The organism is Streptococcus suis (assembly GCA_002831545.1).
In the GTDB taxonomy this organism is placed as follows: domain Bacteria; phylum Bacillota; class Bacilli; order Lactobacillales; family Streptococcaceae; genus Streptococcus; species Streptococcus suis_P.
The window spans coordinates 2,435,050-2,455,348 of record CP025095.1; the positions used below are offsets into that span (position 1 = coordinate 2,435,050).

21 protein-coding genes and 1 tRNA gene are annotated in these 20,299 nt (G+C 41.3%); 3 read left to right on the top strand and 19 right to left on the bottom strand.

Annotated elements, in window-relative coordinates; all coding sequences use genetic code 11:
• Positions 1-24 precede the first annotated feature (24 nt).
• Positions 25-801, bottom strand: a complete 777-nt coding sequence (gene rpsB, locus CWM22_11935; GenBank protein ID AUC92552.1) for a 30S ribosomal protein S2 — start codon at positions 799-801, stop codon at positions 25-27.
• A 290-nt stretch (positions 802-1,091) separates the two neighbouring features.
• Between rpsB and CWM22_11940 the strand changes: the two genes are divergently transcribed.
• Positions 1,092-1,162, top strand: a tRNA-Cys gene (locus CWM22_11940).
• A 42-nt stretch (positions 1,163-1,204) separates the two neighbouring features.
• Here CWM22_11940 and CWM22_11945 read toward each other — a convergent pair.
• The 5 genes from CWM22_11945 to CWM22_11965 form a co-directional block, all read right to left on the bottom strand.
• Positions 1,205-6,289 carry a serine protease gene (locus tag CWM22_11945; GenBank protein AUC92553.1) on the bottom strand — a complete coding sequence of 1,695 codons (5,085 nt, stop codon included), beginning with the start codon at positions 6,287-6,289 and terminating at the stop codon, positions 1,205-1,207.
• A gap of 144 nt (positions 6,290-6,433) precedes the next feature.
• A complete protein-coding gene (locus tag CWM22_11950) occupies positions 6,434-6,973 on the bottom strand; it encodes a transcription termination/antitermination protein NusG (protein ID AUC92554.1) in 540 nt (179 codons plus the stop codon).
• A gap of 110 nt (positions 6,974-7,083) precedes the next feature.
• On the bottom strand, positions 7,084-7,260 hold the full coding sequence (locus tag CWM22_11955) for a preprotein translocase subunit SecE (protein ID AUC92555.1): 177 nt from the start codon (positions 7,258-7,260) through the stop codon (positions 7,084-7,086).
• Positions 7,261-7,269: 9 nt separating this feature from the next.
• A complete protein-coding gene (gene rpmG, locus CWM22_11960) occupies positions 7,270-7,422 on the bottom strand; it encodes a 50S ribosomal protein L33 (GenBank protein AUC92556.1) in 153 nt (50 codons plus the stop codon).
• A 33-nt stretch (positions 7,423-7,455) separates the two neighbouring features.
• The gene (locus CWM22_11965; protein ID AUC92902.1) at positions 7,456-9,639 is read right to left on the bottom strand and encodes a penicillin-binding protein; all 2,184 of its coding nucleotides are present in this window, start codon (positions 9,637-9,639) and stop codon (positions 7,456-7,458) included.
• Positions 9,640-9,855: 216 nt separating this feature from the next.
• Here CWM22_11965 and CWM22_11970 point away from each other — a divergent pair, with 216 nt between their 5' ends.
• Together CWM22_11970 and CWM22_11975 are read left to right on the top strand one after the other, a co-directional pair.
• Positions 9,856-10,824 carry an NAD(P)/FAD-dependent oxidoreductase gene (locus CWM22_11970; GenBank protein AUC92557.1) on the top strand — a complete coding sequence of 323 codons (969 nt, stop codon included), beginning with the start codon at positions 9,856-9,858 and terminating at the stop codon, positions 10,822-10,824.
• A gap of 1 nt (position 10,825) precedes the next feature.
• On the top strand, positions 10,826-11,704 hold the full coding sequence (locus CWM22_11975; protein AUC92558.1) for an RluA family pseudouridine synthase: 879 nt from the start codon (positions 10,826-10,828) through the stop codon (positions 11,702-11,704).
• 50 nt (positions 11,705-11,754) lie between these two features.
• On the opposite strand, the gene CWM22_11980 is transcribed toward CWM22_11975, so the two are convergent.
• From CWM22_11980 to CWM22_12040, 13 genes are all read right to left on the bottom strand, one after another.
• Positions 11,755-13,107, bottom strand: coding sequence for a transposase (locus CWM22_11980; GenBank protein AUC92559.1), 1,353 nt, complete (start codon positions 13,105-13,107; stop codon positions 11,755-11,757).
• Entirely contained in the window at positions 13,061-13,267 is a 207-nt protein-coding gene (locus CWM22_11985; GenBank protein ID AUC92560.1) for a transposase, read from the bottom strand. Before CWM22_11985 ends, CWM22_11980 begins: the two co-directional genes overlap by 47 nt.
• 51 nt (positions 13,268-13,318) lie before the next feature.
• The gene (locus tag CWM22_11990; GenBank protein ID AUC92561.1) at positions 13,319-13,669 is read right to left on the bottom strand and encodes an IS66 family insertion sequence hypothetical protein; all 351 of its coding nucleotides are present in this window, start codon (positions 13,667-13,669) and stop codon (positions 13,319-13,321) included.
• Positions 13,650-13,835, bottom strand: a complete 186-nt coding sequence (locus CWM22_11995; protein ID AUC92562.1) for a hypothetical protein — start codon at positions 13,833-13,835, stop codon at positions 13,650-13,652. The genes CWM22_11990 and CWM22_11995 overlap by 20 nt, the downstream gene beginning before the upstream one ends.
• A 196-nt stretch (positions 13,836-14,031) precedes the next feature.
• Positions 14,032-14,934, bottom strand: coding sequence for a hypothetical protein (locus CWM22_12000; protein ID AUC92563.1), 903 nt, complete (start codon positions 14,932-14,934; stop codon positions 14,032-14,034).
• A 47-nt stretch (positions 14,935-14,981) separates the two neighbouring features.
• Entirely contained in the window at positions 14,982-15,239 is a 258-nt protein-coding gene (locus CWM22_12005) for a hypothetical protein (GenBank protein ID AUC92564.1), read from the bottom strand.
• An 11-nt stretch (positions 15,240-15,250) separates the two neighbouring features.
• Positions 15,251-15,436, bottom strand: a complete 186-nt coding sequence (locus CWM22_12010) for a hypothetical protein (protein AUC92565.1) — start codon at positions 15,434-15,436, stop codon at positions 15,251-15,253.
• Positions 15,437-15,470: 34 nt separating this feature from the next.
• A complete protein-coding gene (locus tag CWM22_12015; GenBank protein ID AUC92566.1) occupies positions 15,471-16,217 on the bottom strand; it encodes a hypothetical protein in 747 nt (248 codons plus the stop codon).
• 210 nt (positions 16,218-16,427) lie between these two features.
• A complete protein-coding gene (locus tag CWM22_12020; GenBank protein ID AUC92567.1) occupies positions 16,428-16,610 on the bottom strand; it encodes a hypothetical protein in 183 nt (60 codons plus the stop codon).
• A 48-nt stretch (positions 16,611-16,658) separates the two neighbouring features.
• Complete coding sequence (locus CWM22_12025; GenBank protein ID AUC92568.1) at positions 16,659-17,603, bottom strand: hypothetical protein; 945 nt, start codon at positions 17,601-17,603, stop codon at positions 16,659-16,661.
• Positions 17,604-17,697: 94 nt separating this feature from the next.
• On the bottom strand, positions 17,698-18,009 hold the full coding sequence (locus tag CWM22_12030) for a hypothetical protein (GenBank protein AUC92569.1): 312 nt from the start codon (positions 18,007-18,009) through the stop codon (positions 17,698-17,700).
• Positions 18,010-18,464: 455 nt separating this feature from the next.
• The gene (locus tag CWM22_12035; GenBank protein ID AUC92570.1) at positions 18,465-18,773 is read right to left on the bottom strand and encodes a hypothetical protein; all 309 of its coding nucleotides are present in this window, start codon (positions 18,771-18,773) and stop codon (positions 18,465-18,467) included.
• 140 nt (positions 18,774-18,913) lie between these two features.
• A complete protein-coding gene (locus CWM22_12040; protein AUC92903.1) occupies positions 18,914-20,146 on the bottom strand; it encodes a secretion protein HlyD in 1,233 nt (410 codons plus the stop codon).
• Positions 20,147-20,299 lie beyond the last annotated feature (153 nt).

Below are 20,299 nucleotides of genomic sequence, written 5' to 3' on the forward strand. Positions count from 1 at the left end.
CAGATTTCTAAACGCCTTCGTTACTTATTTTCCTTCTACAACTTCAACCAATTCTTCGATTGATTCTGTAGATGCTGGCTCAGCTGCCAATTCAGCTTCAACTGCTGCTACGCTGTCTTCACCTTGGTTGCCTTCGATGATAGCGTCAGCCATTTTAGCTGTGATCAATTTAACAGCGCGGATAGCGTCGTCATTAGCTGGGATGATAACATCAATATCATCTGGATCTGTGTTTGTGTCAACCATCGCTACAACTGGGATACCCAATTTTTTAGCTTCTTTAACAGCGATTTGCTCTTTGTGTGGGTCAACAACGAACATTACATCTGGAATGCGTGGCATGTCAGCGATACCGCCCAAGAATTTTTCAAGACGAGCACGTTGTTTGTTCAACAATGCTACTTCTTTCTTAGGAAGCACGTCGAAAGTTCCATCTTCTTCCATACGGTTGATTTCTTTCAAACGAGCGATACGTTTTTGGATTGTACCCCAGTTTGTAAGAGTTCCACCCAACCAACGGTGGTTGATGAAGTATTGACCAGCACGGATAGCTTCGTCTTTAACAGCTTCAGCAGCTTGTTTTTTAGTACCTACGAACAAGATAACTGCGTCGTTTGCTGCAGCGTCACGGATGAATTCGTAAGCTTGGTCAGCCAATTTTACAGTTTGTTGCAAGTCGATAACGTGGATACCGTTACGCTCTGTGAAGATGTACTTAGCCATCTTAGGATTCCAGCGACGAGTTTGGTGACCGAAGTGTACACCAGCCTCAAGAAGTTGTTTCATTGAAATTACTGCCATGAGTATTTCTCCTTTTTGTTTTTTCTCCTCTCTCAGACTTCGACTTGCAGCCCAACCTTTCGGCAACAAGACCACAATTGGTCCGAGATGAGTATTTGTTGCACAGCAACTCTATTAGTATATCAGAATACCTGTATATTTTCAAGTAAGATAGCAGAGAAATTCATGAAAATTGCCTTGGCTAAATTCCCAAAGTAAGTTCCAGTCTAACCCCAAAATTAGAAATGGGGCTGATACGAAAATTTCCACTTGACCAATTTCACTATTTAAGGTACAATATTCTTTGTTATGGCGGTATAGCCAAGTGGTAAGGCACGGCTCTGCAAAAGCTTGATCGTCGGTTCAAATCCGTCTACCGCCTTTTAATATTCTAAAAAACCTAGGAATCTTCCTAGGTTTTTTACTATTCTTTTCGCTTCAGATTTCCGAGGGCCATAGCTCCACCAAATAGACCTAACAAAGCACTTATAAAGACACTTCCAAGGCTATCCCCAGTTTGAGGCAGTTTCCCACTAGTATCCGCCGCTAGTGCACCTGTCTCTCCTCTTCCGCTTCTTTCAAAGAATTCTCTGTGAGGTACGGACACTTCTATTCTCTCGTCAGAAATTCCTAGTGCCTCCTCATGTTTTGTAAGTCTCCCCAAATGCTCCACACCATCTTCTCTTGTATCGCCAGTTAACAGCGCGATTTCAGTGGATCCTGTTTGCGGAGCAAGTGAATTCTCTTCTTTTGGCATTGGTACATGCGCTTCCGATTTCGGAACAGGAATGCTTGGGGCTTGATCCTTATCTGATTGCTCCACATGAAGGTCTTTTTCAGGAACCTGCTCAGATACTTCCTTGTCATTTAACCGTACCTTATATTTCTTCACAACAGCATTTCCAAAACTGTCACTCAAATCAAGTTTGACTGTATCCCCGTCTTTCAGACTATGTAGCTCATAGCGAAAGGATTTTTCATTATTTCCATACTGCCTCCAGAAGCCTCCTCGAGCTACAAAATCTTCGTTGATCTTCAAGGACCAATAAATTCCATTATCCTTGGCGCTTCCGGTAAGTGTCAAGTGCCCATCAGCATCTGCCAGGAGAACTCCTGCATACTGATTTTCCTCGTCTTCATCTTCTTCACTATCCACTACCTGTCTTTCCAATGGTAGCACCTCATTTTCCAGCTGTAAAACAGGATTTTCTGTATCAACCAACATCTGATATTTCTTCGTGTAAGTCAACTCATCCGCCTCATTGTACACACTTATATCCACAACATTTCCCTCTTCAATCAGAGTAACTGGATAGGTCAACTTGCCATCCTCAAAATAGCGTTTTTCACCACCATTGATGCGCACAGAATGAGCTTGATCCGTTTCTGCTTCTATTTCAAATGTAAATAGATAAGTCCCATCTTCTTGCTTTTTGAAGTCGACCAACTCGCTATCTAGCTCACGACCAAGACTTTCTTTATTGAAACGAATCGGGTCAATCAACCAGTTATTAACAGTAATCGGAACTTCTGTTTCCTCCTCCTCATCCAGACTCTCTGGACTTGTATTGATACGAAGGTCCTTTAATTTATCGCCCTTCTCATCTACCGCAGTTAACATGATGGCTCTAGGAAAATCAGATTTAAAGAAGTCTTGCTCAAAACTGCCGTCTTCTTTTACATCTATGAATTTCAGCTCTCCCTTACCAATGTCTAGATTGGAATAGTAAAGTTTGATGTTCTTAGGAAGACTAACATTATCACTCACTTTCCCCTTCAATGTAAAACGCCCGTTTTTACCAATCTGGATAACCTCTTCATCCTCTTCATCTTTTTCAATATCAATATCAAGATCAATCGTCGGCTTTTCATTATCCACCAAATAATTCAAGGTTTTAGTGTAAATAAGCTTGCCGTCTTTATCTTTCAAGATTAATTCAAAACTATGACGTCCATCTGATTGCTCTGGAATCTGGAGAGATAGTTGACCATTCTCAAGAGAGTAATTCACAGCCTGAGCATCCAAGTTAGCCTGCACATCGGAAACTTGCGCTGAGACGTTCGCTTTAATTTCTACAGTTTTCTTACTGCGAGTTGCCATCAAATCTTCCAAATTTTTAAACTGGATTACAGGCGCCACCAAGTCTTTTTCAACAGCAACCACATTACCCGCTATATCCATCACCTCAACACGGAGATGATTTTTAGCATCGAGTGGCAATTCCACTTCTTTGAGATGGTAATGTAGTTGACCTGAATCATCTACAACCTTTTCAACAAGAAGATTTTCTCCATTTAGATTAGCTCGAACCTCCCAAACTTTATTATTATCCTTGGCTGTAACGACTAGTTCTCTATGGCTGGTTAGACGATTGGTATCAATCGCGACAATTTCTGGCTTTTGATTATCAATTTTGACTGGCAGATAGGTATACTGATAGGCCCCATTTTCTTTATTTTTTACCCGCAATCTGAAGAAATATTGTCCTTCTGGTGCTGGTATGTTTTCATCCTGACTTGCATCGTACAGTTTTCCATCCCAGCGGTGCAATTCTATCGGGGTACGAAACTTGGAATACTCCGAAAGACTTTCAAAATAATCTACATAGCGAATGCGAGATAGCATGGTTCCTGTGTCAATCCGCCTTAGAACAGGAGCATCTTCTGTAGCCTCTTTTACAATATCCAAGTCATAGTTGGTAATATCCCTCAGTAGCGCAAATCGAACAAAGGCATTTCCAATCTGACTGTCCGAATGCTGGTTTTGAATTGCGATATTTTCTGGATTGAGAGGCGATTGATTATCTTGAATCTTTTCACGCCCAAGTTCAATATAGCGCCCAGACTTGTTGTATTTATAGCTAGATAAAACTGAGGTCAGTTTCAATTTAGAACTGTTTTCCCAAGCCGGTGCATCAACAATCCTTTCTTTTGACCAATCACCAACAAAGCCAAAATAAGGAATGCTGATGTCAGACTGCCCCTCCGTCAATGATTTGAAGTAAATGTACCCTTCTGCAAACTGGTCCTTCGCTTCTCCTGCATCCAGTCTCAGGCGAATGGTTTTCTTCTCTTTCGGACCTAGTTGAATGGATTGCTCAGAAAGATGAAGACTCGATCCCTTGATTTCTGTCGCATGAATCTCTTTAACTACTTTTCCAGAACGTCCTATTCTATCAACAGGAACATCTTGACTAGTCAATACTTTCCCTGCTGAAATAGCAAAGCTTCTTTGTTGGTTTCCCAGATTTTCCAAGGTCACCTCAAATTCTGTCTCACGCCCGATTTCTTTTAATTCCACCCCTCCTTTTAGACGGTGGTGAAGAATCACGTCTGTTTCAAAGGCTCTATCGATCTGCAACAGACCAGCACCTTGTTGTCTCGGAGAATTTTCCAAAGCATTCCCAGATGAATCTAGAACATCAACCAAAGGGGTAGCAGTATTCATCAAAATGATTCTCAGCAAATCCATCCTAGTCATGCCTTCTGGTGGTGTCATTTGGCGAATCCGTGGCAATAAAAGTGCACTGGCACCCGCCACAATTGGCGAAGCCATCGAAGTCCCTGACATGGAGCCATAACGATTGTCATTCAAGGTTGCATAAACATCCTCTCCCGGCGCCACAATCTCTGGTTTCAATTCTAAGTTGACCGTCGGTCCCCAGCTAGAAAATCCTGATACAGTCGGCACTTCAATCAATTTCTTCATTCCAATTGTAGGTTTAAGAACCAAACCTACCTTGTCTTGCGATTGGTTGGCCACTTCCAATAATCGCCTTCCATCTTCCCCACTAAGACTGATTCCCCAGATAGAGGAATAGGAAAGCAAAGTCTTATCATCTACCAATAACTGATGGGTCTTATAATAATCCTTGTTCCATCCCTGATCAGTGTTTACCACAACAAGTCCAACAACATCCTTGAATTTCAAATTACGAACGGCATCTTTCAAGTCAAACTTATCTTTTTTGATAATCGCTACTTTACCAGCCAAATCAAGTCCCTGCACTTCTTCCCAGCGACCATTTCCAGCATCTACAAATTCATATTTTCCCTCTGGAAGCGTTGTATAGCCAATAGGATAGTAACCAAAAGACTGTCCATTCAGCATAAATTCTCGTTGAACAAGATGGGTATTTCTCGCCGAACCAACCGCGATAACTGCGGGAGTCGCTGCCACACCAACTGTTGTTGCCGTATCCACAGCTCCTAAGGCATTATTTGTATGCAAGTCAAAGGAGGTGTCTGAGGAGGAGGCACCAGCATTACCAATAGCTGCTGTAATGATAATCCCCTTTTCTGCTGCCCTCTTAGCAATCGTGTAGTAAGCATTCCCTGGCAGCCCGCTATCATAATAACCAACGCTCAAACTAATGACATCTGCCCCGTGTTTGATAGCATCTTCAATAGCAGCATAGGCCGCATCCTCCGTCTCAGCCTTATAATTTTTAGGGTCATTTGAAAAAATCTTGTAGACTAGTAGTTGTGCATTGGGGGCAATCCCGTCAATTCCCTGTTTAGACGCAACTTCTTCATCTGTTGCATTTCCAGCCAGGGTTCCTGCAATATGCATACCATGTGGTTCGTGGGTATCATCGTAGAGATTATCGTTACCAGATACATAATTATAGCCATGGGGAACTTTCAGTGTGTATGTTCCCGTCGTAGATGGAGTAATTTCCTTGATTTTAGGGACGACACCTTCATCCAACCTCATGTCTTTGTGCTTAATATCCAAACCAGAGTCAATGACAGCAATCACCATTCCGCGACCATCTGTCTGGTATTTAGAACTTGCTTTTAAGGCACCAACCAGCTGTTTAGCAGTATGAAGAGTCGGTCGGATACGGCGACTCTCTTCTAAAGAGGTTAATTCGGTAATTGCCTTCACATCAGACAAACTTTCTTTCCCCACCTCTACAGATGCTCCCGTTAAAACCTCCTTATATTCATGAACAATTTTAACACCATCAATTTTCTTTAATTTATCCAATACAAGATTTCGGTTCTCGTCGGAAAATTGTAAAATATAGCGCCCTCTTGTCACCTCTTCTGGCTCAAGCTGTGATTCCTGCGGGCTTGTTTGAGGAGCACTGGTTTCTTTTACGTTAAAGTCTTCTTTTTCCCTTGACTCATCTGTTGTCTTACCAGCTGTAGTTTTTATCTCGGTCGCAGCTCGATCTGTGAGAAGACCTGATTCTTCACCCGCCTCTGTATCTACAACTTCTTCGACCCCTCCCTCTTCAGCAACTGGTTCATCCACCTGATCCATGTTAACTGGCTCATCTGATAATGGTCCATCTTCTTTTTTCTCTGCCACAGAATCTGGCCTACTATCCATATCCGTTGCGACCGCAACCGTAGACTCCAATCCTTCTCCACTAGTATCTGCTTGAACCATCGGAATACCTGTGATAAAAAATCCTATTGATACCGATGCCACACCGACACTTAACTTCTTGATACTAAAGCGTTGTTTATTCTCAATCTGAGACCACTTCTGTTTCATAAAACCTCCGTTTTTAAGATTAATTAATTTATAAGTTAGGTATACCTAATTCTATAAAATTTTTAAATCTTTGGCAAGTTTTTTTTGAATTTGCGCCCTCAAAAACAAGAAAAAGCACAGGTCTCCCTGCGCTTTAACAACTTATTACAACTCAGCAATCTGGCTCAAATTAACTTCAGCAATGGTATCATTACCAAACATAGAGATAACCATCTTAACCTTGTTGTTGTCGATTTCTGTAATTTTACCTGTGTAGTCTGTGAAGGCACCGTCAATGATACGAACTGTATCGCCAACTTTGACATCAATATCAAATTCTTGAACGGTTTGTCCCATAGACACCAAGATTTGACGGATTTCTTCTTCCAAAAGTGGCGTTGGTTTTGAACGGTTACCGTGTGAACCTACGAAACCTGTAACGTTTGGTGTGTTACGAACGACAAACCAAGCCTCATCTGTCATAACCATCTCTACCAATACATAACCTGGGAAACGGTTTTCTTCTACTTCCTTGACTTCACCGTTTTTCTCAACTTGAACAGTCTGTGTTGGGATTTCTACACGAAGAATGTTTTCTAACATGTTATAGGTGTGGGCACGTTGGAGCAAGTTTTCCTTGACCTTGTTCTCATATCCTGAATAGGTTTGTAAAACAAACCAGCCTTTATCAAAACTATCGTACATTTTAACTTCCTTTCTTTGGAAACACTGCATTTTTTAGACGCTAAAAAAAGCCCGAAGGCTTTCGCTTTTCTTTATTATATCACTTCCATTTTACAAATGGCAAGTATTTTCTAGAAAAGATTGATCAAGCTCATGATTCCTCGTGACAAAATCAAGTCAAAGAGGTAAACCACTGCTACGAAAAAGGCAGTATATTCCACTACAGACACGAAATCCGTCCAGCTCTGCTTACGAGTTGGCCAAGACGTATCTTTTAAAATGCGGATAATGTCTTTGATAAATTTCATGCGCGACTCCTATCTGGTTTCCTTGTGAACAGTGTATTGTCCACAGTGTTTACAAAATTTATTTACTTCTAACCGTGTTGGCTTGGGATTGCTCGAAAGGCTGATTGAATAGTTTCGAGAACCACAAACAGTACAGGCTAGGCTTGCTTTTTTTAGTGCCATAAAGCCCTCCATCCTTTTCATTCTACCATGTTTTTATGGATTTGACAACTCTCCAAACCAAGACGTAATGTTATCCCACAAGGTCTTTGCTCGCTCTGGCAACTGTGCATCAATCAAGTTTTGCTTAGTCTGCTCAATCAAGTTTCGCGCCTGGTCAGAAATCTCCTGCACCTGCTTTTGATTGATTCCAAATTCAGACTGTGTTACGGACTCTTCAGCAACCTCTACAATTCCATTTTGAACATAGGCATTCTCTACATCAAACTGTGTCCCAGCTGTGTAAGGCAAGATCGAATTAGCAACCGTTTGAAAGACGGCCGGTGCCATCCAGTAGCCACTGCTATCAATGTAATGATTCTCATCCGTCTGTTCAAAACCAACCCATTGACTGATAACCAAATCAGGTGTATAAGCAATATACCACTGGTCATTAACAAGATTTACATCAAAACTTGTTTCGGTTGTTCCCGTTTTTCCTGCAAGATAGTAATTCGTCGCATCTGCAGATACACCTAAACCATTCGTATAGGTCCCAAGCATCATAGAGGTCATTTTATCTGCAACCGAGCGGTCAATTACTTTTGTACTTGTCTCGCGATGCTGAGCCAATACCTTTCCACTCGCTGTTTCAATACGTGTAATTAGATGAGCATCCTTCATTACACCATCATTCGCAAAAGCACTATAGGCCTGAGCCATTTGCAAGGGGTTCGTTTCCACACCTGATCCGATTGACGCACCAAGTACCTTTTCAACATTTTCCATATCAAGACCAAACTTTTGACCAAATTCAAAAGCTTTGTCAATCCCAAAGGTATTTACAATATATGCAACTGGCAGATTGTAAGATAAAGCTAAAGCTTGGTACATTGGAATGGTATCCGAAGTTGAATAGTCATAGTTGTGTAAGGTATAATCCCCATAGGTTTCTGTATGGTTATCCAATGGTGTATCAATTGCCCAACCCGCTGCTACCGCTGGCGCATAGGCAACAAGGGGCTTAATAGTTGAACCGGGACTACGCTTAGCTTGGGTCGCAAAGTTGAATGTTCGAAACACAGCATCTTCCGAACTATTCACGCGCCCAACCAAGGCTCGAACCCCGCCAGTTGCAGGATCCAAAGCTACACTTGCAGCTTGAGCCGAGGTTCCATCATAACTTGAAGTCGGGAACATAGTTTCATCATTGAAGATAACCTGCATACTCGCTTGAGAATTTTGGTCCATTTCGGTATATATTCGATAGCCGTTATTGATGATATCTGATTCCTTCAAACCATACCGATCAATAGCCTCTGCAATCACAGCGTCAAAATAGGACGGATAAGAATAGTTACTCTGTTTCCCAGAATAGGTATCTGCCAATTGACTGGCCAAATCCACCTGAAAACCTGCATCTGCTGTCGCCTGATCAATAACTCCAGCATCCACCATGGCCTGCAAGACCGTATTGCGACGATTGGTCGCATTTTCAAGTGAATAATAAGGGTTGTAAATTTCCGGCCCCTTCAACATCCCTGCCAATACGGCTGATTGCTCAATCGATAAATCGCTGGCTGGAATACCGAAATATTTTTGACTGGCATCTTCTACTCCCCATACCCCATTACCAAAATAGGCATTGTTGAGGTACATGGTCAATATTTCTTGCTTGCTGTATTTTTTATTGATTTCAAGGGCAAGGAAATATTCTCTAGCCTTACGACTAATGGTTTGTTCCTGGGTCAAGAAGGCATTTTTTGCCAACTGCTGAGTAATGGTGGATCCCCCGCCTGAACGCCCCAAAGTCAAAACAGCCAAGATCGTCCGTTGGTAGTTGATCCCTGAATTTTTATAAAAACTCCTATCTTCTGTCGCGATAACGGCATTTTCCAAATTGTCCGAAATAGCGTCCAATTCGACATAGGTCCCTTTTTGTCCCGACAAGGTTCCGGCTTCCGCCCCGTCCTTATCATAGATAATGGTTGTAGCCTTCAAGGCCTCCTGTAAATCACCAACATTAGCTGTTTTTGCTAGGAAGAAGAGGTAGCCACCAACTGTCAACACCATAAGCCCGACCAAAATCATCAAAATCTTAGTCAACTGGTAACGACGCCAAAATTTGCGGACGGGTTCCGGTATGCGAGATTTTTTCTTCGGCTTATCTAACGACTTACCACTCCCTCGTCGACTGCGACGGGAAGGTCCCTCTTGTCCAGACTGAACTGGTCTATCCATTGTTTCTTTTTCATCTAATCCCTTTATCTGGATGGTTTCTTGTAAATCTTGGTCCATCATCTCTTCCTTTCTGTTTGAATTTTTTCCATTATACTACATTTTGCACATTTCCTTAAGAAAAAGCCCCTCTTGACACTTGTGACAGCTGAGAGAGGAGAGAAATTTTCTCAAAAATATGATAAAATAGGGTCATTCTGAACAAAAAAGAGGATTCCCATGACACAAGTATATGACATTACTATCATCGGTGGCGGACCAGTCGGTCTCTTCGCCGCCTTCTACGCTCATCTCCGTCAAGCCAAGGTCAAAATCATTGACTCCCTGCCCCAACTGGGTGGCCAGCCCGCCATTCTCTATCCTGAAAAAGCTATTTTAGACATCCCAGCCTTTCCAAGTCTGACCGGACAGGAATTGACCGACAACCTCCTTGCCCAACTGGCTCCATTTGACACCACAATCTGCCTCAATGAAACCCTGACTGCTATCGAGCCTGGAGAAACCATTACCCTAACAACCAACAAGGGAAACCACCAAACCAAGACCCTGATTATCGCTATGGGTGGCGGGGCCTTCAAGCCTCGTCCGTTGGAGATTGACGGTGCCGACAGCTTTGACAACGTCCACTACCACGTGTCTAATATCCAGCAGTATGCCGACCAGGACATCGTCGTCTTGGGTGGCGGTGACTCTGCGGTCGATTGGTCCCTGGCCTTTGAAAAAATCGCCAAAACCACCCAGATCGTCCACCGTCGTGACAACTTCCGAGCCCTCGAGCACAGCGTGGAAGAGCTCAAGCAGTCCAGCGTCAGCATCCACACACCTTTTGTTCCTAAAGGGCTCTCTGGGGAAAATGGCAGAGCTTCTAGCATTCATTTTGACAAGGTTAAGAGCGGGGACAAGCTCAGCCTGTCTTTCGACCACCTCTTTGTCAACTACGGTTTCAAATCATCTGTCGGTACGCTGAAAGAATGGGGATTGGAACTCAATCGCCACCGCATCGTCGTCAACAGCAAGCAAGAAACCTCTGTCACTGGTATCTATGCTATCGGTGACTGTTGCTTCTATGAAGGCAAGGTTGACCTGATTGCGACTGGACTAGGCGAAGCCCCAACCGCAGTCAACAATGCCATGAACTACCTCAATCCAAATGAAAAAGTGCAACCCAAGCACTCGACCAGCCTATAAGATGAAAATTGATATTCGCATTCCCCAAGCCTTTCCGCAGCTGACTGTCAAGAAAGTCTTGGAAGATTATTTTCTCATTCCCAGAAAAATCCGCCACTTCCTCCGTACCAAGAAGCATGTCCGTGTCAACGGCGAGCTGATTAACTGGCAGAGCCCGATTACAGCAGGCGACTTGTTAGAATTGACCTTTGACCAGGAAGATTATCCTGAAAAAAGCATTCCTCTGGGACAAGCGGACTTGGTGGAGGAACTCTATCAAGATGAGCATTTGATTATCGTCAACAAGCCCGAAGGCATGAAAACCCACGGCAATGAGCCGACGGAAATCGCCCTGCTCAACCATGTATCCGCCTATGTCGGTCAGATCTGCTATGTGGTCCACAGGCTGGATATGGAAACCAGCGGAGCCATTCTCTTTGCCAAAAATCCCTTTATCCTGCCCATTCTCAATCGGCTTTTGGAGGACAAGGTCATCTACCGTGACTACCTGGCCCTCTGCCAAGGGCAGCTAAGAAAGACAGACTGGACTATCACTGATAAAATCGGACGGGACCGACACGACCGCAGAAAGCGGGTGGTCGACAACCGCAAGGGACAGGGAGCTTTGACCCAGGTCCGCCTCTTGAAGCCCCTTGGCAAAAATAGTCTCGTTTCCTGTCGCCTTCAGACAGGGCGGACACATCAGATTCGGGTCCACCTAGCCCACCATGGTCATGCCCTAATTGGTGACCCGCTTTACAGTCGAGTCGCTGCCCCCCGCCTCATGCTCCACGCCCAAAAACTCAGCCTGACCCACCCGCTGACACTCGAAAAAATCAGCGTGGAAGCACGGTCGGAGAGTTTTGAAAAGGTCTTGAAAAAAAGCGTAACCGCCCAATAACAAGGTATATTGAAAAGGTTCCAAAGTCCTGTCGACTCTGGAACCTTTTTCTATTTGCACTTTTCTTGAATATTTTCAGCCCATGGTAAATAAGCCTCCAGAACTTCTTTTTTTGCGAGCGTCTCTTCGTTAGGTAAGTGTTCTAGAAGATAGGTCATATATTTCTCTGCATCAAGACCGTGTCGTTTAGCAGTTTCTAAAAGACTCAAAATGATAGCTGTCGACTTGGCCCCCTCAAAGCTTTGAGAGAACAGCCAATTTTTACGTCCCATCACCAAGGTCTTCATAGCCCTCTCAGCCATATTGTTGGACAGGACTAAATCGCCATCCGAGAGAACGGTTCGGAAGGTGGTTTCGTATTTGAGGCTATACTCTATTGCAGTGCCCAATTTGGAACCTGGCAAGACAGCCTGATTGCGACACCAATCAAAGAACTCGTCCATCAAGGGAGCCAACTCTGTCTGCCGTTTATGCAGCCGCTCCTCAGTAGACAAGTCAGTCCAGTCATTCTCCAAGGCAAACAGGCGGTCGCAATAGGCTAAGCCCTTGGCTCCTAAAGAAGTCTTGTCTGTCTTCTTAGGAGTCGCCTCAAAGAATTTTCTTCTGACATGAGCCCAACAGCCAACCAGCTGAGCCTTGTCTAACTGCCGATAGGCTGACCACATGTCACAATGTACATAGCCCGCATAGTCCCCAAGAACTTCCTCCACAACCAAGCCACTCCGTCGTTTGTCATGATGATAGAGGGTGATGCCCTTTTTCTCATGCTTCCCAGACAAGAAAGTCCAGTAGAAGGTCAACTGGCTATCATTTTCTAAGACCTTGTAGGAGGTTTCATCCGCATGGAGAATAGGCTGCTCCAACAATTTCTCGTGCAACAGGTTATAAATCGGTTCGAAATAATACTGACTAGACTTGATGTGCCAATTGGCTATTTCCTTGCGACTGATGGGCAGACCGAGCTTGTTCCAATCCTCTTCCTGACGGTAATTGGGCACCTTCAGATTGAACTTCTGGTGAATGGTGTGGGCAATGATAGAGGCTGAACCCAAGCTGTGTGCCAAAGGTGCCTTAGGAATGGGAGCCTTGATAATCTTATCGCTCAGATTCTTCTGACTACATGCCTGACACTTGTATGCGTGTTGAACATGGTCAATCCGCTTTAATTGTGCAGGAATGAAGACCAACTCTTGTCGTTGAACAGTTGAACCAATCTCCTTTAATTGACCATGACAGTCTGGACAGGTACAATCTTCGCCTTGCAATTCGTGATGCACTATCTCTGGAGTGAATTGGCTGAAAATAGCCTGACGAACTCCCTTAGCTTTCTTGCGTTTATAGGTAATCGTTTCTGTTTCAACTGGGTAAGTCAGCTTCTTCTTCAGGGAGAATTTCCTCCCCAAACAAGCTCAGCTGACCGGGTTGATACACAACCTTCTCTGATGATTTTCCGTAGAGTTTCTGTCTCAGATACTCAATCTGTTCACGAAGGAGGCTCAACTCGTTGGTCATGATTTCAATGGTTTTTGTTAGACTTTCAATCACTTTATCTTGTGACTCCATGGACTTACCTCCTTCTTTTTATCTCATTATACACAAAGAAAAGCCATGATTTCAATAGAAATCACGACTTTTTGAAAGATTTATTTTTGGATTGATAGAAAATCCTTTCATGAGCCAGTCCACCTGCTCGGAAGTTAGAGCCTTGACCTCTTCTTCATTGTTTGGCCAGGTCAATTTTCCATTCTCAAAACGTTTATACAATAACCAAAATCCTTGTCCGTCCCAGTAAAGAGCTTTGAATCGGTCTTTTCGACCTCCGCAGAAGAGATAGACCTGACCTGAAAAGGGATCCAGATTGAATTGACTTTTGACAAGGTAGGCGAGAGAATCAATCCCTTGACGCATGTCCGTTTTACCGCAAACCAAGTAGACTTGACCTAAATCACTGAGTCGGATGGTCATAGTGCAGTACCTTATCCAAGATTGTTTCTAATATTTTTTGGTTGATAGAGTGAAAGAATGTGACTTCCACTTTTCCGAGACGAATTTTCATCAGAATATCATTTCTGCCTTTCTTCTCAAAGCGGCGAGATAGGGGAATAGTCAATGGGACGATGGGGTGTGACATAATAAATCCTCCAGTTTTGTTTTTTATAACAGTATACAGGAGGAGGGAGTGATTAGATAGATACCTTGTTATTGGGCGGTTACAAAAAAGCAATTAAGGAAACCAAAAAACCTCCAAGAGTTAGACAAAACTTTGGAGGTTTTATTGTTCCTTTTTTATCGGATGAAGCATTTTAAGCAAAACAATTATCTCAACCTTAAAGGATTTGACGGTTGCTTATCAATAACTTGCGTGACTTAATCTCATCATACTCCCGATTCAAACAGCATTCAAAATTGTAGCGTAACCAACTTGTATAACAGAAAAAATCTAGTTGATTGATGACGATCAGTTGCTTTCTAATCTGTTCGACCTTTTCTAAACTACCTTGATGATTGCTAATAGATAGTTCATACAGAAGTAGCTCTACCAAGCCTGTACACAAAATAACATTCTTGGTATCTACAACTCTTTCCAGAATCGGTTCAACTAAATCACTGTCAATTAAACAGCAGCATTGGTGAATCGCATCGTAAAGAAGAAGGCACATCAAATCAGAGTAATCCAGCCCTGATTGTTGTAGTCGTTTCGTCATACTTTGATGCAAATAAGGTTCAACTGAAGTTTCTCTTTTCCACCTATACTGGTTGAATACTGGTTCTATGGCATTAAAAGTCAAATGAGTGATGTCCACTATATTCCACAAAAACAGGCTTGTAAACAATATAGATAGAACAGGCTTATTCAAAATAAGTGTTAGGAAAATCAACAGTAAGAGAAGAAAACTGATTTTCGATCCATATTTTAAACTATCTGTTGACAACGTTTTACGATGGAAGGAAAAATAAGGCGAGAATCTCACGTTTATTGTTTCTCCTCTGATAAAAATAAAAGGGAAGATCGTAATAATCCGCTCTCTCTTGTACACATCTCTACATGCGAATAGCAGGTCTAGAAGGATTTTTACCAGCAGCAAGACTAAAAACGTCAGAGCCATAACTGCTATAAAATCAAAGGGTGCCGCTAGACTGAATGACAGCTTATTCATCAGCAAATATAGCTCCAACCACAGTCCATACATAGAAAGAAAGAGTAAACCTCTACTAATTCTAGGCGTCATATCCGTTATCCTTTCATCACAGGTCGATCTCCATAAAATATTCGCAACTACGGTTCGTTTGTATGTTTTCTCCGAGAAGCCAGTCTGGAATAGACGAAACTTCCCAAATAGATAATCACAATAGAGCCTGTAATCAAGCCAAGAATCGCATTGAAATCTTCTGCATTAGGCAGAACCGTCACAAGTAAGCAAACCAGAAAAGCAACTGTGGCATTCAACTCTTCCTGTTTCTTGGAATAGAGATAGAGTTGGTGTAGCACAAGCACATTTAGCGATAGGATAACAAATAATAGATAGATTGGCATTCGTTTTCTCCTCATATAAAGCTATTTTTCTTCTTTCGTTTCAACAGTTGCATAAGGGCAAGGTTGAAAAATACGACGTAAATCACCAATTCAAGCCTTCCGATATCGGACAAGCCCAATCGGTAGAGAAAGACTGCCATCAGTATCACTACCAGAATCACGTAGCTTATCTTTCTCCAAAATTTTATTTTTGCCATAGCACCTCCAAGAACAAGAGTCTAAACTGTCGCATTACGAATCTGGAAAATCTTGTCCTTTACCAGCAATGAGTTGCCTACTTAGCCTGTATTCCCTCTGTTTTAATAAGGGAATCAGGAAATTGGAAAAAGCTAGAACCCCTACATACAGAGTCAAATGAGAACCCGTCCATAGTAGACAAAATAAGCCTATATATACCAACTGTTCCAGAAGAATCAAGCCAACCAAGTAGTTGAGTAGCAGACTCCCTCTAACCAGCTCAACCAGTTTAACCCTTGCGTAGCAGTCAACTAGATATTTCACAACCAATAGAAAAATCAGAAACAAAGTTGGGACAAAACTCTGGACCAATAGACTGACTAGCATAAGGCCATAACTGATTTTTGTCAGGCTTGATAACTGACCATTTTTGTCAATTTTTGATTCGAAAGCCTGAACATGTCTCAATTCTTCTTGTAAATCGCTAGGCGATTCCTTAGCTAAGAAGAAACAAATCAAGCACTGCAATACAGCTACAGAAAACACGATTCCTAATCTTAGATAGAAAGCCAATTCCCCAAAACTGAGGCACAAGCTCAAAAGGAGGAAGGAATTGACCGTTAACAACAGGCGAAGCTGTTTCGATTTTGTGTAATAAATCGGTACTGTTGACAGGATATATACAAAAGTCAGACCAGCTAAGACTAAGCCTGATATTTCTAACAGCAGAGTAGAAAAGGCTCCTAAAATAAGTATCAGAACGATCAACAGAATTTGTAGAATAGTTATTTTTTGAATCATCTTACTGCCCTATCCCTATAATCTCTTGAAGACACCGATTTTTTTCAACTACTCTTTCAATAAAATGATCTAGCAATCCCATTTCCATAGGCTCTCCTTTTCTCTATGACGTTACAATAAACGAATAGCTTATCTCTCTGTTAAATACACAACTGCATCAACAGCTACTGCACTAGCAATTACAGCAAGCGTCCTTTCTACAAGTGTATATCATTTTTTCCACATCAATTTCGCATAGAACATCGTGGCTAGAATCAAAAGAAAGAAGAGAATATTTATCCCTATAATCCATTGTTTTACCTCTTCGCTCACATGATCATAAGCTAAAAATGTAAATGATGAGAGAAGCAGACAGCCAAAAAAGACAAGTACAAAGATTTTTTCAATTTTCATCGTTTCATTACCTCACAACGTGGAAGAGCCTGGATAGAAAAGCAATTCTCATTTCAATACATCCAAAATAATTGGAATCTCCGAAACAGCCAAGGATAGATCCAACTTATTCTCAAGTTCGATGTTCCTATATATTTCATCTACCAGCAAATAATAATACGGACGCTCCCCAGTCCACGAATCCAGTATCTTTTTATAAATCCTATATTCTTCCTTATTTTCCCTCTGCATGTATAGATTTATCTTGATGGTATCTAAGAAACTATAGTGTTCCCTACTATTTTCTATGTTTTCAAAATAAGACTTTTCCAAACTTTCTATCGCTTCAACTTCTTCCCGGTTCAACCTACTTTTTATCAAAATCAGGTAACAAAGCAACTGATAAACCAAGTCCTTGTTACCAAGAACGCTCTCATCCCAAAATTCTTTCAGATGAATTTGATCTTCTTTTCTGACTAAAGCTGTCAGAATTCTTGATTTGTACCGATAAAAATTTCGATACTCCTTCAAAAAAAATCCAGTGTGAAAGAAAGTTAGGAGGGAAAATGGAAGTAACGGGAGTAAACTTCCCCTAAAATCTAGAAGATGGACACCTAAAATAAATAGGAGGGACTGAAAAGTAAAAAATATGGTTGTATAAACTTGAAAATATCCCCTATATTTCGTAGAACCTCTGTCTTCTAAATAAATGGCAGGAGAAAGACCGAAAAATTGTAAGAACAAGAAACAGGGTATATGTACATTATCAAAAGATAAATAGGTGCAGAAATAGCTATAAATAATCTTCTGGTTTGTCAAAAATGAAGCCAGCATAAAAGATAAGGTAGAAATGAGTTGGTTGATAAATAAAAAGATTGGCGTACCAACTAGAAAAAACACCAGAGTAAATAATAACAAACCATCCCCATATCTGCCGATAAAAATCGGCGGAATACAAACAAGAGAGAATATCAGTACTCCTACTAATAGCACGAAATAATGCCGCAGTTTCATCTTCTTAATTCCATTCTAAATGTTTGATATCATTATGGGCAATAACGAGGCTAAACATTTGTCTCACCTCGCTAAACTGTCTAATTTACAATCATCAATAAAACAGACGCCAGCCGTAAAGTGCAGCCCCCAATCCAACAGCTGCTACCAACCCAGCTATTCCAGTTATCGCAAGAACTGTAGTAGAAATCGAGGCAACTTTAGCCATTAAAACAGGGTAGCTTGCTACAATTACTTGACCAGCATAATTGGTCAATCCCGACTCTCTTAACGCAAATCTCAAGGCAGCAGTTCTTGCCCACAGACCCTGAATATTTTTTCTGAAATTATTCCAATCACCCCCGTCAAGATACATCATTTCTTCTTGTTCAAGAGCCACATAATTATTTGGTAGTACTAATTCCATAAAAATTCTCCTTTAAAAATCATGGTTAGACGCAATCCTCTAACTGGATATAATCAACGTTTCTCATTCTTTACCTAGATAGCAGAAGGACCTTTCATCTACACTGTTGGGATTTATCTACTGTAAAGATGTAAAACCATTATTGTTTAAAACTCAACAAGTCTAGAATCCAATCCAAATAGGTTTCTTTAATATTTTTTATAAAGATAGTACCATTAGATTTATCTTCATAAATAAATTATTGACAAATAATGTTACAACCTTTTAATACAAAGCTATTTTACTTTTATCAATAAGTAATAAGAAATTAGCATACAAATTTGTGCTAATGTAACAATAAGTGCAACCCCCGATAACTGATTAAACTCATTTTGCGAAAAATATATTGTACCGCATAACAAAAGAACAATACTGCCTTCTATGAATAAGAACAAAGGTAAATATTTCATAAATGATTACTTCCCAGTTACTTTTGCATAGAAAGCGTTTTCAAATCCGGTCATAAAAATACCTCCCCAAACATTTCCAACAACTAGTGCCACCGCCCGAACTTGCCATTTGATTTTTTGATATTGCGAATTTCTTAACCCTGCATAGTATACTCTAGTACCTGCAGCTAAGCCAGCTCCATAAGCTGCTCCACCCGCAGCTACGGCAGCTGATATTATCCCTAATACAGTAGCTGTGGCTATTTCACCCCCATCAAGGTACATCATTTCTTCTTCTTCAAGAACTACATAATTATTCGGCATTACTAATTCCATAAAAATTCTCCTTTAAAAAATCATAGTTAGACACAATCCTCTAACTGGATATAATCAACGTTTCTCATTCTTTACCTAGATAGCAGAAGGACCTTTCATCCATACTGTTGGAATTTATCTACTGTAAAGATGTAAAACCACTATTGTTTAAAACTCAACAATTCTAGAATCCAATCCAAATAGGTTTCATTATCATAAACGATACGAGCCTCCACTGGCATATCTTTTTGTAAAACTACAATTTCTTCATCTTTTTTTAGAGTCAATTCTTCAAGAGCAACAACCACCTTGTAAAGACTAACATTACCATTCTGAGTTTCCTGAGTAATCGTTCCAGAGTCAATCTGAGTTACAGCACCCTTTAAGGTACCAAATTTCTGACTGTTTACACCCGTAATAGCTATGTCTACCTCTGCACCAACAGCAACACGGGAAATATCTGTCGCAAGAACAAAAGCTTCTATATAGGCTTCTCTATCACTACCAGCAATTTCAGCAATAGTCTGGTTTTGTTGGACAGACATACCTTGCTTGAGCGGAGTAACATAATGTAGGGTTCCATCACTAGAGGCAGAAACAGTTAGCCCTCTATCCTGACCTATGGAAATCCCTAAATTGGCTTCTAACTCTGTTATGCTTTTATTATTGGCCGCCCTTGCTGTACCTAACTCACTGATTAACTGAGCATAGGTGTTGTAAGCTTGAGAAGTAGGGTCGTTGTAAGAACGCTCCATCTCCCTAATACTAGACTGTAAGGACTCTATTTCCGTCCCCTTTCCTTGTATAGAAGAAGTGGTCGTTTCAATTTTTGTTTTGACTTCTGATATTTTTGTATTTAGTTGCTCCAGCTGAATGCTATTAGAAGAAGTGTCAGCGGATGATGAACTGGTCTCACTATCGGAATTCGTTTCTGCTGTCTCTTGAACAGAGAGAGTTGCTAATTCTGCCTCTAGATTAGCAAGTTGCGATTGGTAACTAGACAAGTCCGTTTCTAATTGACTTTTCTCCGCCACTAATTTATTCAACTTAGTGTACTCTTCCTGCAACTTAGCATATTGACTACCATCATTATAGTTTTCTGAGCTAAGTTGAGATAGATAATATTCTACCTTCCCGTAATACTCCTGCTCTTCACCTGAATTTGCCATATAATTAACTTTTTCATTCAGAGACTGTTCATACTTTTGAAAGAGACTCTCTTTAGCTTTGAGCTTGTCCAATTGTTTAGTTAAAGATTCAGTCTGAAGTCCTTCTTGTCCACTAGATAGAGAAAGAATAACCTCACCAGCTTTTACACTATCCCCTTCCTTTTTATGAAGTGTCACAATCTTCCCATTGCTCAGAGCAGATACATACTCTGTTCCTGTTATCACGGAAGTCCCCCTAGCTTTGACTATGTAATTTTTAGGCAAATAGGCAGATACTGCAAAAGCTATAATCAAAGTAGCTAGTGTACTAAAGATTAGGATAAACGCGTAGGCTGGAGGACGCTTATCGAAGAAGATTCTAGAATAACGAAGTTCAGA